The 14,086-nt window shown below is 73.6% G+C and carries 15 protein-coding genes; 11 read left to right on the top strand and 4 right to left on the bottom strand.

What is annotated here, in order from left to right:
- Window positions 1-220 (bottom strand): hypothetical protein (locus VGD70_RS22105; RefSeq protein WP_331084289.1); only part of this gene is annotated, 220 nt, incomplete at its 3' end.
- Window positions 221-475: 255 nt separating this feature from the next.
- Complete coding sequence (locus VGD70_RS22100; RefSeq protein ID WP_331084287.1) at window positions 476-823, bottom strand: hypothetical protein; 348 nt, start codon at window positions 821-823, stop codon at window positions 476-478.
- 1 nt (window position 824) lies between these two features.
- On the opposite strand from VGD70_RS22100, the gene VGD70_RS22095 reads away from it, so the two are divergent.
- From VGD70_RS22095 to VGD70_RS22050, 10 genes are all read left to right on the top strand, one after another.
- Window positions 825-965 (top strand): hypothetical protein, encoded by a 141-nt coding sequence (locus VGD70_RS22095; protein WP_331084285.1) that lies wholly within the window; start codon window positions 825-827, stop codon window positions 963-965.
- A gap of 8 nt (window positions 966-973) precedes the next feature.
- A complete protein-coding gene (locus tag VGD70_RS22090; protein WP_331084283.1) occupies window positions 974-1,402 on the top strand; it encodes a phage tail protein in 429 nt (142 codons plus the stop codon).
- 8 nt (window positions 1,403-1,410) lie between these two features.
- On the top strand, window positions 1,411-2,133 hold the full coding sequence (locus VGD70_RS22085; RefSeq protein WP_331084281.1) for a LysM peptidoglycan-binding domain-containing protein: 723 nt from the start codon (window positions 1,411-1,413) through the stop codon (window positions 2,131-2,133).
- Entirely contained in the window at window positions 2,130-3,887 is a 1,758-nt protein-coding gene (locus VGD70_RS22080) for a VgrG-related protein (RefSeq protein ID WP_331084279.1), read from the top strand. Before VGD70_RS22085 ends, VGD70_RS22080 begins: the two co-directional genes overlap by 4 nt.
- Before the next feature lie 18 nt (window positions 3,888-3,905).
- Window positions 3,906-4,226 (top strand): PAAR domain-containing protein, encoded by a 321-nt coding sequence (locus VGD70_RS22075; protein ID WP_331084277.1) that lies wholly within the window; start codon window positions 3,906-3,908, stop codon window positions 4,224-4,226.
- Between the two features lie 22 nt (window positions 4,227-4,248).
- On the top strand, window positions 4,249-4,656 hold the full coding sequence (locus tag VGD70_RS22070) for a GPW/gp25 family protein (protein ID WP_331084275.1): 408 nt from the start codon (window positions 4,249-4,251) through the stop codon (window positions 4,654-4,656).
- The gene (locus VGD70_RS22065) at window positions 4,656-6,614 is read left to right on the top strand and encodes a putative baseplate assembly protein (RefSeq protein WP_331084274.1); all 1,959 of its coding nucleotides are present in this window, start codon (window positions 4,656-4,658) and stop codon (window positions 6,612-6,614) included. Before VGD70_RS22070 ends, VGD70_RS22065 begins: the two co-directional genes overlap by 1 nt.
- Window positions 6,611-7,171 carry a phage tail protein gene (locus tag VGD70_RS22060; RefSeq protein ID WP_331084271.1) on the top strand — a complete coding sequence of 187 codons (561 nt, stop codon included), beginning with the start codon at window positions 6,611-6,613 and terminating at the stop codon, window positions 7,169-7,171. Before VGD70_RS22065 ends, VGD70_RS22060 begins: the two co-directional genes overlap by 4 nt.
- Before the next feature lie 2 nt (window positions 7,172-7,173).
- Complete coding sequence (locus VGD70_RS22055; protein ID WP_331084269.1) at window positions 7,174-8,103, top strand: NADase-type glycan-binding domain-containing protein; 930 nt, start codon at window positions 7,174-7,176, stop codon at window positions 8,101-8,103.
- A 168-nt stretch (window positions 8,104-8,271) separates the two neighbouring features.
- Entirely contained in the window at window positions 8,272-10,692 is a 2,421-nt protein-coding gene (locus VGD70_RS22050) for an ATP-binding protein (protein WP_331084267.1), read from the top strand.
- A 13-nt stretch (window positions 10,693-10,705) separates the two neighbouring features.
- On the opposite strand, the gene VGD70_RS22045 is transcribed toward VGD70_RS22050, so the two are convergent.
- A complete protein-coding gene (locus tag VGD70_RS22045; RefSeq protein ID WP_331084264.1) occupies window positions 10,706-11,845 on the bottom strand; it encodes a lytic transglycosylase domain-containing protein in 1,140 nt (379 codons plus the stop codon).
- Between the two features lie 374 nt (window positions 11,846-12,219).
- On the opposite strand from VGD70_RS22045, the gene VGD70_RS22040 reads away from it, so the two are divergent.
- On the top strand, window positions 12,220-13,314 hold the full coding sequence (locus VGD70_RS22040; protein WP_331084262.1) for a glycosyltransferase: 1,095 nt from the start codon (window positions 12,220-12,222) through the stop codon (window positions 13,312-13,314).
- 188 nt (window positions 13,315-13,502) lie between these two features.
- Here the strand turns inward: VGD70_RS22040 and aroQ are convergent, their stop codons facing one another.
- Window positions 13,503-14,051 carry a gamma subclass chorismate mutase AroQ gene (aroQ, locus tag VGD70_RS22035; protein ID WP_331084260.1) on the bottom strand — a complete coding sequence of 183 codons (549 nt, stop codon included), beginning with the start codon at window positions 14,049-14,051 and terminating at the stop codon, window positions 13,503-13,505.
- Between the last annotated feature and the right edge of the window lie 35 nt (window positions 14,052-14,086).

The raw sequence follows: 14,086 nt of genomic DNA, 5'->3' as shown, positions 1-14,086 counted from the left end.
CGTTGGCGTCCGGCCCCACCGACTCCCCGCCGTCACGCGGTGGCCCGGCCACCGGCGTCGGGGCGCCGTTGCCGTCGATCCCGGCCACCGCCGTACTGCCGTGGGGAGCGCCGGTCGCGCCGCCGGTCGTCCCGGCCGCTGCCCCGCCGGTCGTCCCGGCCGCTGCCCCGCCGGCGGCCGCGCCCCGCGTCGCCGCGGCCGCTGGCCCACCGTCCGCCATGCCGGTGGTGCAAAGGGCGGCTGAGAAGACCCCGCGGCGCCCCGTGGTCCCGATCCAGCCGGTTGCCGACGACGGGGCCGGGCGAACCGAGCCGGCTGCCGGGCGGGCGGAGCGGATCCTGCCGCTGTTGCCTGCCAGGCAGCTCGTTCCGCGGGTCCAACGGTCCACTGCGGACAGTCGACCGCCAGCGGTACCCCGCGCCGTGTGGCGCCGCCCGGCTGACGACCACCACCGCGACCCGGTCCGCCCGGCCGGTCAGCCACCCACCCGGCAGCACGGGAGCCACGGCGTCGACCTGGTCGCGATGGCGCCCGCCGCGCCCGCGGTCCCGTCGCACGAGCCCGCCCGGCAGTCCGCGACCCGATCGGCCAGGCCGGCGAAACCGGCCGTGCTGCAACGACTACGGGCCGGCCAGCCGGTGACGTCACCCGCGATGCCGCTCGCCGCCGCCCGGAACCCGCCCCCCACGACCGGCTCGCCGACCGTGTCCACCGCACCCTCGCCGGACGTGCTCGGCCGGCTCCCGGTCAGCACCGTGGTCACGCGGGCGCCGACGATCTCCAGGAGCACGGCCGCCGGGCCGCCGCCGTCCCAGGTGGACACCGTGCCGACCGCGCCCACCGTGGCCCGGACCGACCTGGACCAGCTGGCCCGGCAGCTGTTCGAACCCGTCAGCCGGCTGCTGCGGGCCGACCTGCGGCAGGGCCGGGAACGAGCAGGCCGCGGCCATGACCGCCGACGCTAGGAGCACCCATGACAGCCAGCGTGTACGCCAGCACCCTCTTCTTCCGTCTCACCATCGGCGGCAACGACCTCGGTGCCTTCCACACCTGCACCGGCCTGGGCGCCGAGATGCAGGTGGAACAGGTGGTGGAGGGCGGCAACAACGGGTTCGCCTGGCAGCTTCCGTCCCGGATCACCTGGTCCAACATCACCCTGACCAGGCCGGTCACCGCGGACACCACGAAGGTGGCCAACTGGCTGGCCCGCACCGTCAACCGGGTGGACCGCAAGGACGGCGAGATCGTCGCGCTGCGCCCGGACCTGACCCCGATCGCCAACTGGCAGGTGGTGGGCATCGTGCCGGTGCGCTGGCAGGGCCCGTCGTTCGACCCGGCCAACTCCCAGCCCGCGGTGGAGAGCCTGGAAATCGCGCACCAGGGCCTGCAGGCCGCCGGATAGGAGAACGGATGTCATCCCCAGCCGCCACCGGCCTGGCCAGGGCCACGCTGCGGATCATGGAGCCGCCGGCGACGGTCGGCGCCGGTCCGGGCGGCGCGCTCGCCGTGGTCTCGTTGCAGTTCAACCCGAACAAGCTCGCGCTGACCAAGAGCACCGAGTGGCGCCGGCAGCCGTCGCGGATGGCCAGCCAGTCCGCCATGCCGGAGTTCGTCGGCAGCGGTCCCCGGTCGCTGTCGGTCGAGGTGTTCCTGGACGCCACCGCCACCCACGACAACTCGGTCGAGCAGAACGTGGAGCGGCTCATGCGGGCGTGCGTGCCGACGCCACGCAGTCTGTCGGCGAAGAAGCCGGCCAGCCCGTGGGTCCGGTTCGAGTGGGGAACGGCGCGCACCACCTCCTTCAACGGCGTGCTGGGCAGCTTGTCGGTGGACTACTCGCTGTTCGACGTGGACGGCAAGCCGTTGCGCGCGACGTGCTCGCTGACCCTGGAGGAGGCGAGCACCGCCGCGGCGGGGCAGAACCCCACCTCGGGGTCGCGCGCGGCCCGGCGCACGCACCGGGTCGTGGCGGGGGACAGCCTGCCGCAGCTCGCCTGGCACGAGTACGGGGACGCGACCGCGTGGCGGGTGATCGCGGAGGCCAACGACATCGACGACCCGCACGTGCTCGTGCCCGGCAGCGAGCTGCTGGTGCCCGGCACCGTCGAGTCCGAAGTGGACGGTGAGCGATGACCGCGACCGGCCGGTCGTTCGCGGCCGACCCGATCGTCGCCGCACCGGGACCGTTGCCACCCGCGTGGGCGCAGCAACTGGTCTCCTGCGTCGTCGACGAGAACGTCGGCCTGCCGGACGCGGCGACGCTGACCTTCCGCGACCCCAACCACGACATGCTGACCGACACCGGGATCACCATCGGCACACCGCTGCGGGTCTCGGTGGCCACGGTCCGGGACCAGGCCCAGGAGCTGCTGTTCTCCGGCGAGGTGACCACCCTGGAGCTGGACACCGACCGCACCGGCTCGTTCACCGTGGTGCGCGCGTTGAGCAAGGCGCACCGCCTGTTCCGCGGCCGCAAGGTGCTGGCGTTCAAGAACATGACCGCCGCGGACATCGTGCGCAAGGTCGCCGCGGGCGCCGGGCTGCCGACCGGCAAGGTCGAGACCGCGCCGATCACCTACCAGCAGCTGAGCCAGGCCAACGTGTCCGACTGGGAGTTCCTGCACGGCCTCGCCCAGGAGCACGGCACGACCCTGCGGGTGGACCGGACCGGGCAGCTGGAGCTCGAACGGCCCAAGCCGGCGTCAGGCGCCCCCGCACCGGCCACGTCGGCCGACAGCAACCCGCTGGTTCTGGAGTACGGCCGCAACCTGCTGGCGTTGCGCGCGGTGCTCACGAGCGCCGACCAGGTGGACACCGTCGAGGTCCGCGGCTGGGACGTGGCGGCCAAGTCCGCGCTCGTCGCCAGGGAGCCGGCCGTCACCAGCACGACCGTGGTGCCCGGGATGCCCGTCCGGCCGGCCGGTTCGGGCACCCGGCTGACCGTCACCGACACCCCGTACGGCACGCAGGCCGAGACCACGACGGCGGCCCGCTCGCTCGCCGCCGCCGTGAGCGCCGGGGTGGGCGAGATCGAGGCCGTCGCCGAGGGCAACCCGCAGCTGCGGGCCGGGGTGCCGGTCGCGCTGGGCAACGCCGGACCGGCGTTCTCCGGCCGCTACACCGCGACCGCCGCGCACCACGTGGTCGAGCCCGGATCCGGCTACCGGACCACGGTTCTGGTCAGCACGTCACCGGACCGGTCGCTGGCCGGCCTCGTCACCGGCGGCAACGCGCCGGCGCGCGGCCCACGCATGCCGGGCCTCGCGATCGGCGTGGTCACCGACATCAAGGAGCCCGGCACGGCCGACCGCGGCTGGGTCCGGCTGCGGTTCCCCTGGCTGGCCGAGGACTACGTCACCGACTGGGTGCGCACCGTCCAGTGGGGCGGCGTCGGCGGCGGCGGGGTGTTCAGCCCCGAGGTGAACGACGAGGTGCTGGTCGGCTTCGAGCAGGGCAGCCTGGACCGGCCCTACGTGCTCGGCGGCCTCTACAACGGCGTCGACAAGCCGTCCGACCACGACGTGCGGCTGGTCGACGGCACCACCGGCAAGCTCAACCGCCGCTCCCTGGTGTCGCGCGGCGGCCAGCGGATCGAGCTGCTCGACGCGAGTGGCGGCCCGACCGGCGTCCGGCTGGCCAGCGGCGACAAGAAGCTCGAGGTCCGGCTGGACCAGCAGCGCCAGCAGCTCACGCTCTCGGTGCTGGGCGCGGGCGGCGGGACCGCGCTCAGCTCGATCACCCTCACCGACCGCGGCATCACCATCGACGCCGGGCGCGGCGAGCTGACCCTGCGCGGCGGGGACGTGTCGATCACCGGCACGACCGGTGCGCGGGTGGACGGCGGCGCGCAGGCCGTGCTGCGCGGCCGGATCGTCCGGATCAACTGAGCTGACAAGGAGTTCGCCATGCCACCCGCCGCTCGCACCGGGGACGAGACGTCCCATGCCGGCACGATCACCATCCCGCCGCCGACCGCGGCGGTGGCCGTGGCGACCGTGCTGATCGGCGGCCGGCCCGCCGCCGTGGTGGGCAGCCTGCACGTGTGCGTGATCCCGGAGGACGCGGCGCTCGGCCCGGCGAACGTGATCATGCCGTCGCCGAGCGCGGCCGCCGGCGGCGTCGTGCTGATCGGCGGGCTGCCTGCCGCGCGGGTCGGTGACCGCACCACGTGCCAGGCCACCATCGTGACCGGCGCGTTGGACGTGTTGATCGGCGGTGCGCTGTGAGCGGAGCGAACGGGGAGGCATCGTGAGTGAGCGGTTCATCGGCCGTGGGTGGGCGTTCCCGATGCGCGTCGGGCCGACCGGGGGGATCGGCATGGTCGAGCGGGAGCAGGAGATCGACGAGGCGATCCGGCTGGTGCTGGGCACCGCGCCCGGCGAGCGGGCGATGCGGCCCGAGTTCGGCTGCGGCATCCACGACTACGTGTTCGCCACGGCCGACGGCGCGACCGCGGGGCGGATCGCCCACGAGGTGCGGATCGCGCTGGAGCGGTGGGAACCCCGGATCGAGGTGACCGACGTGGTGATCGCGTTCGACTCGGTCGTGGTCGGCACGCTCTACGTCGACGTGCACTTCACCGTGCGGTCCACCAACGACGAGCGCAACCTCGTCTTCCCCTTCTACACCATCCCGTCCGACGGGGAGGGTGCCTGATGGTGCTCCCCGCGCCCAACCTGGACGACCGCCGCTTCCAGCAACTGGTCGACGAGGCCAAGCGGTACGTGCAGCAGAGCTGTCCGGAGTGGACCGACCACAACGTGTCCGACCCGGGCGTGACGCTGATCGAGGTCTTCGCGCAGATGGTCGACCAGCTCCTCTACCGGCTCAACCGGGTGCCGGAGAAGAACTACCTGGCGTTCCTCGACCTGCTGGGCGTGCGGCTGTTCCCACCCGCCGCGGCCAGGGCCGACGTCACGTTCCGGCTGTCCGCGCCGCAACCGGAGACGGTGCTGCTGCGCGCGGGCACCGAGGTCGCCACCGCGCGGACCGAGACCCGGGAGGCGGTCGTGTTCGCGACGGTCGAGGACCTCGCGGTGGTGCCGTGCGAGCTGGCGCGCCTCGTCACCATCTCGGCCTCGGGCGAGCAGGCCGAGCGCACCAACGACCTGCGTGCCGGCAAGGACGTCCCGTGCTTCCAGGCGAGGCCCGCGCCCGGCGACGCCATGCTGTTCGGCCTGTCCGCCGCGGTGCCGCGGTGCATGGTGGCCGTGCGGCTGGACAGCAGGGTCGAGGGGATCGGCGTCGACCCGACCCAGCCGCCGCTGGTCTGGGAGGCGTGGGACGGCCTGGCCTGGACCGAGTGCCCGACCGACGAGGACACCACCGGCGGCCTGAACCGGCCGGGCGAGGTCGTGCTGCACATCCCGGCCGGGCACGCGCTGTCCGTGGTCGGCGGCATCCGGGCCGGGTGGATCCGGTGCCGGATCACCGAACGCCGGCCGGACCAGCCCTTCTACTCCGAGTCGCCGACCGTCCGGGTCGCCGAGGCGTTCACCATCGGCGGCACGATGACCGTCGAGCACGCCGAGACCCTGACCGACGTCCCGCTGGGCACCTCGGAAGGCGTGCCGGGGCAACGGTTCACCGCGCCCCGCGCGCCGATGCTGCTCGACGGGGAACCGATCACCGTGCAGGTGTCGTCGGCCGACGGCTGGCAGGACTGGACCGTGGTGGACCACTTCGGCCGGTCGGGCCCGGACGACCGGCACGTCGTCCTGGACGCGGCCGCTGGCGAGCTGCTGTTCCCGCCCGCGGTCCGGCAGGCCGACGGGACCCTGCGGGCGTTCGGCGCGGTGCCGGGCAAGGGCGAGCACATCAGGGTGATGCGCTACCGCACGGGCGGTGGCCGGGCGGGAAACGTCGCCCGCGCGGCGATCTCCGTGCTGCGCAGCTCGGTGCCGTACGTCGCCGGCGTGGCGAACCGCGAGGCGGCCGGCGGTGGTGTCGACGGCGAGACCGTGGCCGAGGCGAAGATCCGCGCCCCACAACAGTTGCGTGTGCAGGAGCGGGCGGTGACCGCGGCCGACTACGAGCACCTCGCCCGCGAGGCCGGGCCGTCGGCGGCGCGGATCCGTTGCCTGCCGGCGGGAGACGGCGCCGAGCCGGGCGCGGTCCGGGTGCTGGTGGTGCCGCAGGCCGTCGCCGACGAAGGGGACCGGTTGCGGTTCGAACAGCTGATCCCGCCCGACTCGCTGCTCACCACGATCACCGACCGGTTGGCCGGGCGCCGGCTGATCGGCACCCGGCTGGTCGTGGAACCGCCGCGCTACCAGGGCATCACCGTGGTGGCCCGGCTGGCGACGGCCGGCGATGCCGAGGCGGACGCGGTGCAACGGGATGCGCTGGCCGCCCTCTACGCCTACCTCAACCCGCTGCACGGCGGCCTTGCCGGCAATGGCTGGGAGTTCGGCCGGGCGGTGCAGTTCGGTGAGGTCTTCGCGGTGCTGCAACGGGTTCCGGGCGCCGGGCTGGTCGAGGAGGTCCGGTTGTTCCCGGCCGACCCGATCACCGGGCGGCGCGGCGGGCTGGTCGAACGCGTCGAGCTGGAGCCGAACGCGCTGGTCTTCTCCCACCAGCACCAGGTGGTCGTCACGGCCGGGGGACCGTCGTGAGCCGGGCGGCGCTGCCCGGCCTGCCGAACCGGTATCCGATCGGCGGGATGCTGCCGGCGATGTACGCCTCCGACGACTTCGCGCAGCGGTTCGCGGCCGGCCTCGACACCGTGCTCGCGGCCGTTGTGTCTACTTTGGACAATCTGCCGGCCTACCTGGACGCCCGGCTGGCTCCGGAGGATTTCCTTTCCTGGCTGGGATCCTGGGTCGCGGTCGACCTCGACCCCGGCTGGTCGGCGGAGCTTCGGCGCCTGGTCGTGCGGCACGCGGTCGACCTGCATCGCTGGCAGGGCACCGCGCGGGGGCTGGTGGACCGGCTGTGGCTGTGTCTCGGCGTGCACGCGGAGGTGGCCGACGGCGCGGGGGCCGGCTGGTCCAGCACGCCGGACACCAACCTCCCCGGCACGGCGACCACCGAGGTCGTCGTCCGGGTGTGGCCCGGGCGCGGCGCGGTCGACACGGCGCAGGTGACCGCGATGGTGGACGCGGTCCGCCCGGCGCACCTGACCTGCCGGGTCGAGCTGCTTCCCGGTCCGCCCGCACAGGAAGGCGAGTAGCCGTGCGCACATGTCCCAACTGCGGTGCGAACGTCGCGGACACCGACGACTTCTGCGGCAACTGCGGCACCTACCTCGGCTGGATCACGCCGGAGTCGCCCGAGCCGGAGCCGGCCCCCGCCGACCCGGCCGGGCCCACCCCCGCGGCGGACCAGCCCGGTGCCGTCGCGCCGGCCAAACCCGTGACACAACGCACCCGGTCCACCGGCCAGGTGACCGAGACCGCGCAGAACGGACCGCCGTGCAAGGTCTGCGGGACGGCGAACCCGATCGGGGCCAAGTTCTGCCGGCGCTGCGCCGCGCCGCTCACCGAGACCGCGCCGGTCGCCGAACGCCGGCGGTGGCGAGGGCTGCGGAAGCCGCGCTGGTTGCGCTGGGGCGGTGGCGGGTCGCCGTGGCCGCGCCGGCTCGTGGTGCTGCTCGTGCTCGTCGCGCTCGTCGTGGCCGGCATCGTGCTGTACCCGCTCGCCGGGGATCTGGTGCAGAACGTACGGGACAAGCTGGCGACCCCCGCGGCCGTCAGCCCGGTTCGGGAGACGGCGAGCGCCGCGGTGCCCGGCCACCCGGTCAGCGCGGCAGTGGACGGCGCCACCAACCGCTACTGGGGCGCCCCGGCGGTGGGTGCCTGGGCCCAGTTCGACTTCTCCCCGCCGTTCCGGCTCCTCGGCGTGGCCATCCACACCGGGGCCTCGACCGTCCCGTCGGAGTTCGACGCGGAGGCTCGCCCCACCGCGCTGGACCTCGTCGTGTCCACATCCGACGGCACGACCACCACGCTGCCGATCAGTCTCGCCGACAAGCCCGGCGCACAAAGCACCGACACCGGAATCAGCAACGTGATTGCCATCCGCGTCGTGATCCGCGCCGCCGCCGGAATGGGCGCGGGCAAGGACATCGCCCTCGGCGAGATCGAGTTCTTCAAACGCCCGTAGGCCCGATGCGAATAGATCGAACAGGACTTTTCGCGTCGAAGAACGGGTGCGAAGGGTCACACTTCTGGCGGCTTTTGCCGGATCGTGATCGCTGCCAGAATTAACACGCTGCACCGGCATGAAACCTGACAAGTCGAGCGGTGGGGGATGTCGGACACCGACCCTGAAATGCGGTTCGAACCGGTGGACAGCTTCGGCACTCTGCTCGCCCGGTACCGCAGATCCGCTGAGCTGACCCAGGAGGAGCTCGCGTCCGCGTCCGGGATCAGCGCCCGGTCGATCAGCGACATGGAGCGGGGCCGGGTGCGGGCGCCGCAGCAACGAACCGTCCAGGCCCTGGCCACGGCGCTCACCCTGGACAAGCGTGCGCAGTGGGAGTTCCTCCGCCTCGCCAAGGCGGGCCGGGCCCGGACCGGCGCCCCCGGCCAGCAGGTCGACGATCCTCAGCAGGTCAACCCGCCGCCGTGCCAACTGCCGCCGGAGGTGGCCGACTTCATCGGACGGCGGCGGGAGGTGGAGCGCACCCTGCGGTTGCCCGACGCGCGGCTGCGCACCGACCGCAGGGCCGCCACGCCGGTGGTCGCCTTGTCCGGCGCGCCTGGGGTGGGCAAGACGGCGTTCGCCGTGCACGTCGGGCATCGGCTGCGCGGCAGGTACCCGGACGGGCGGCTCTTCCTCGACCTGCGCGGCACGGACCCGGTCCCGCTCAGCGCACACGACGCGCTCGGCCGGCTGTTGGCCGCGTTGGGCGTCGGTGCCGCGCAACTGCCGGCGAGCCTGGCCGAACGGTCCGCCTTGTACCGGTCGCTGCTGCCTGGCCGGCGAGTGCTCGTCATCCTCGACAACGCCGCCGACGACGCCCAGGTTCGGCCGCTGCTGCCGGTCAGCCCGGGGAGCCTGATACTGGTCACCAGCCGGCGCGTGCTCTCCGGTCTCGAGGCGGTCGGCCGGATCCAGCTGGACGTGCTGGACACCGCGGACAGCACGCGGTTGCTGGCGTCCATCGTCGGACCGGACCGGGCCGCGGGGGAGCCGGTCGCGCTGCGGCAGGTGGTCACGATGTGCGCGAACCTGCCGCTGGCGCTGCGGATCGCCGGCAACCGGCTGGCCAGCCGGCCGCGCTGGCGGATCGCCGACCTCGTCCACCACCTCAGCGACGAGCGCCACCGGCTGAGCGCGCTGACCGCCGGCGACCTGCGCGTGCGCACCGCGTTCGAGACGTCCTATCGGCAGTGCGACGCGATCTCGGCCAAGGTGTTCCGGCTGCTGTCGTTGGTGCCCGGCCCGGACGTGACCGTGGCGCAGACCGCCATCCTGGCCGAGCTGGGCCACCACACCGCGGCGGAGCGCCTCGAGGACCTGGTCGACGCGAGCCTGCTCGACACCAGCGGCACGGACGGCCGGTACGTCCTGCACGACCTGCTGCGGCTGTTCGCCCGCGAGCGGCTCGCGGGCGAGCACGCCGCCACCGACATTCAGCGTGCCGAGCGGCGGTTGACGACCTCGTTCCTGCGCAACGGAATCCGCGCCGGCCAGCTGCTCGGTCCGGCCGCGCACGCCGGCTCGGGCGGTCCCCGACCCGACGACACGCCCGGCACCCCGGCCGACGCGGTGCGCTGGCTGGACGCCGAGCAGGTCAACTGGCTGGCCGCGCTGCGCGACACCGCGCGGGCCGAGCGGCATGGCGAGGTGCTCGCGTTCACCCGGGCCATGAACTGGTACTGCGACCTGCGGCCGACCGGCGAGCTGTGGCGCGAGGTGTTCACCTACGGCGTCCGGGCGGCCACCGCGCTGGGGCTGCGCCGGGAGCAGGCCACCCAGTTGAACTTCCTCGGCTGGGCGCTCAACCGGATCGACGGCATGCACGAGGAGGCGGCCCGCACCCACCAGCGCGCGCTGGCTGTCGCCATGGCGGTCGGGGACCGCGCCGAGGAGGCGTGGTCCCTGCAGCTCTGCGGACGCACGGAGTTGGACGCCGGCCGGCCCCAGGCCGCCATGGGCCTGTTCACCGCGGCCATCGCGGTGTTCCGGGAGGCCGGCCAGATCTTCGAGGAGCACATCGCGCGGTCCTTCCTCGGGTCGGCACTGCACGAGCTCGGCCGTTACGACGAGGCCGTCGCCGCTCACCGCGACGCCGTCGCCGGGTTTCGGGACGCCGACTCGGTGGCGGACCGCAACGTGCTGGCGCTCGGCCTGTTGCGGTTGGCCGAGACCCTGGAGGCGACCGGCGACCTGGCCGCGGCGAACGCGACGTTCCGAGAGGCCGGCGCGATCGCGGTCGGCGTGGACTCGCACCTGGTGGAGGCGCTCGCCTGGTTCGGCTGCGGCCGCTGCCGCCACGAGCTGGGCGACCTGCGACGGGCCGAGCAGCACCTGGACCTCGCGCTGAGCGTGTTCACCGATATCGGCGACCGCTGGCTGCAGGCCAGGGTGCTGCACCGCCGTTCGTCCGTGTTGGACAAGCTCGATCCCGGCCGGGCACGCGCCGGCCGGGAGCGGGCACTGGAGATCTGCGGCCAGCTCGACACCGCCCGGTCCCGCGCCCTGGCCGCGTCGTTGTCGGCCGGCCTCGCCGCGGCCCGCGGGTGACCGGCCGGCACCACTACCGGCCGGGCGCGACCTCGGTGAGCGCGCACAGGTGGTCGGCCGGAAGTCCCGCAGGGCAAGGCGTCGGCACAGGCACCGTCCCGTTCGGAGCGACGGTGGAGCACGGCGGCGGCTCGGAGGTCCCGGTGATCGGGCCGAGGATGGCGCCCACGATGCCGGTCACGATGCCGGTCACGCTGGCGCCCAGGTCGCAGACCACGGTCAGGATCGGCACCGGGGGCGGCGGAAGTGCGGGCGACGATGGCGGGGCCGGCTCGCTGGCCGGCGGTGGGGTGGCGGCGGGTGGCCGTGTCGGCGACGGCGGCGGCGTGGGCGTGGGCTGGGCCCCGCCGACCGGCTGCGCGGCCGGTGGGGTCGACGACGCCGGCGGGTGCAGCACCGCCGGCACCGGGCCGCCGACGGTGTCCGGCACGATGACGGTGCCGTTGGTGTAGGTGGCCATCCAGCTCAGCACCAGGCTCCGGTAGCTCGCGGAATGGTTGTAGCTGAGGATCGCCTCGTCGAGTCCTTGCGGGGTAGCGAGATCGCGGTTCCCGGCGCAGAGGTAGTTCGCGGCCGCCAGGCTGGCGTCGTACACGTTGTTCGGATCCGCGCGGTGATCGCCGTTGCCGTCGGCCTCCCAGCGCCGCCAGGTCGGTGGAAGGAACTGCATGGGTCCCAGGGCGCGGTCCCATTTGGTGTCACCGTCCAGCAGGCCACCGTCCGTGTCGGGGACCGCGGCGAACCCGGCGCCGTCGAGCACCGGCCCGAGGATGGGACGCAGCGCGGTGCCGTTGGAGTCGACCTGGCCGCCCCGCGCGTGGTTGGTCTCGACCTTGCCGATCGCGGCGAGCAGTTCCATCGGTAGCCGGCAGCCGGGCTGAGCCAGGTTGACCGCGTCGCGGGCGCGCCGGTACGCGTCGAGCAGCGTGGCCGGGATCTCCCCGGTGAACGTCACCGGGATCGTCGGCCCGGTCTCGTCGAGCCCGGCTACCGCGACTGGTTGGAATACCGGCGGTGGGTCGACCTTTGTCACCCGTCCCCGGGGCAGGCTTTCCACTGGCGCCACATTCGGTGGCTTCTCGGACACCTTCACCGGCGTGGCCGGCGCCGTGGCCGACGTGGCCAGCAGCGCGAGGCCCGCGACCGCGATCACCTCGCGCGCCCGTCGTGCCGGAATACGGTGCCGACCGGTCCGGTGATTTCCTGGCGGTTCAGCGGAGGTAGTCACACCGGGAACGCTAGGTGCGCCGAACAGCCGCGCGACAGGGAAGAAAAGGCAGCCGCCGGGCACAGATAATGCCCTGCCAATGCGGGTTCGCGGTGGCCCGGCTGGGGCGCTCGGCATGTCCCCGCCAGACGCGCCGCGGCCGGTGACGTCGGTCGACGTGGGCGCGTGCGGGCTCGCGAGCCGCGATGGCAGACTGGCGCCCGGCTTCGACGCCGACCTGGTCGCGGTGGCCCCTCTTGGTCAGACCCGGCCGCCCTGCTCGACGTCCGTGCCGGCTACCTCGGTGGGAGAATCGTCTCGTGAAGATCGTGTTCGCCAGCCTGCCCGCGTACGGGCACCTGTACCCGATGCTGCCCCTGGTCTCGGCCTGCGCGGCCGCCGGCCACGACGTGACGGTCGCGACCGGGGAGCCGTTCCTCGACGGGCTGCCGGCACCGGCCGTGCGCGGCATCCCCGCCGACGTGTCGCTGCGCGACATCGAACAGGAGACGTTCCGCAACCACCCCGAGCTGTCCCCGGGCCCGGAGTTCGCCGCGTACATGTTCGGCGAGACGACCGCACGGCACGTCGCGCCCGAGTTGCGTGGGTTGTTCGCGGAGCTGCGGCCCGACCTGGTCGTGTACGAGGTGACGAACATCGGCGCGGCAGTGGCCGCCGCGGCGGCCGGCGTCCGCGCTGTCGCGTTCGGACTCGGCCTGTGGAACCCGATCCTGGCGAGCTTCTACACGATCGCCGGCGCCGACCCGACCCTGCCGGGCGGCTACCTCGACCCGATGCCGCCGTCCGTGCAGAACCGGGTCCCGCTGCCGGCGAACAGCCGTCCGGTCCGCTCGGTGGCGTGGGCGCCCGCCGGTCCGCTCCCGGCATGGCTCACGGCGTCGCCCCGCCGCACGGTGTACGTCACGCTGGGCACGGTCGCGTTCGGCGCGGTCGAGGTCCTGCGGCAGGCGGTGCTGGAGACGGCGGCCCACGACGTCGAGGTGCTGGTGGCGGTCGGCCCCGACGGTGATCCGGCATTGCTTGGTGTGGTGCCGGCGAACGTGCACCTGGAGAAGTTCGTGCCACAGGCCGAGGTCCTGCGCCACGTCGACCTGGTGGTCCACCACGGCGGCGCCGGCACGATGCTCGGCACCCTCGCCGCGGGGCTGCCGCAGCTGATCCTGCCGCAGGGCGCGGACCAACCGTTCAACGCCGCGGCCGTCGAACGGGCCGGCGCCGGCCGGGCCCTGGCCAACGACGCACAGACCCCGGGCGCCATCGAGGAGGCGGTCGGCGCGCTGCTGACCGAGGACCCGGCCCGCCTGGCAGCCAGACGCATCGCGACGGAGATCGCGGCGATGCCGTCCCCGGCCGAGGTGGCGGCGACGCTTCTAGTCCGCCTCCCCGGGATTTAAAGTGTGGGTTGCGTCCCGGCGAATGGTGCGGGTACGGGGGTGGGTGGTGGCTGGGTGCCGTCACGGTCCCCTGAGGTTCCGGTGGTCGGGGCATGACTTCGCACGATGATCTACGAGACAGGCCTTAGTCCGCCGCTCGGCGAGGTTGGGGGCCTTGTGGGCCGGGCGGCCGGGGCTGCCACCCGGTGTCATCGTGGTGAGCATACTGACCTCAGGGCTACGTCCAGCGCGTGGCGATGCACAGCGTCCAGGTGGTTGGTGATCTCCCCGGACCACTGGGCTTCCAACAGCCGCACACCGCACAACGGGGTTCGGTGCCGAATGTCCTGAGTGGACTGCAGCTGGCGCAGGATCTGGGTGGTGAGCTGGTCGAGCTCCTGCCGAATCGTGCCCAGGTCCGGTCGCGTGGTCGGGGCCAGGTCGGGGTGCGCCGTCCACAGCCGGAACAGTCCGCGCTGGACGATCTTGCTCGCGGCGATCTGGTCCTGGAAGAACCGTACCGTCGCTGTGGGGTCGATACCCAGGACCACCGCCTGTTGCCGGACCTGGTCCAGTTCCTGCTGTTCCCGGGCGGGGTCGTCGATGGGCTGACCCGTGCCGAACTTCGACGCCGCGACCTGGTCACTCACCAGCAACCGCGCGATGGCCAGGCCGGTCAGCGGGCCGAGACCTGAGGTGGCACGCGGAGAGTCGACTCGGTTCCGAGACGGGGCCGGAACGTCGTGTTGCTGGGCCATGGCCGGGGTCACCCCACAGAGGATCGATACCCCGA

Source organism: Actinophytocola sp., from assembly GCF_036402745.1.
GTDB lineage: Bacteria > Actinomycetota > Actinomycetes > Mycobacteriales > Pseudonocardiaceae > Actinophytocola.
This window is presented reverse-complemented; position numbering and strand designations above follow the sequence as displayed.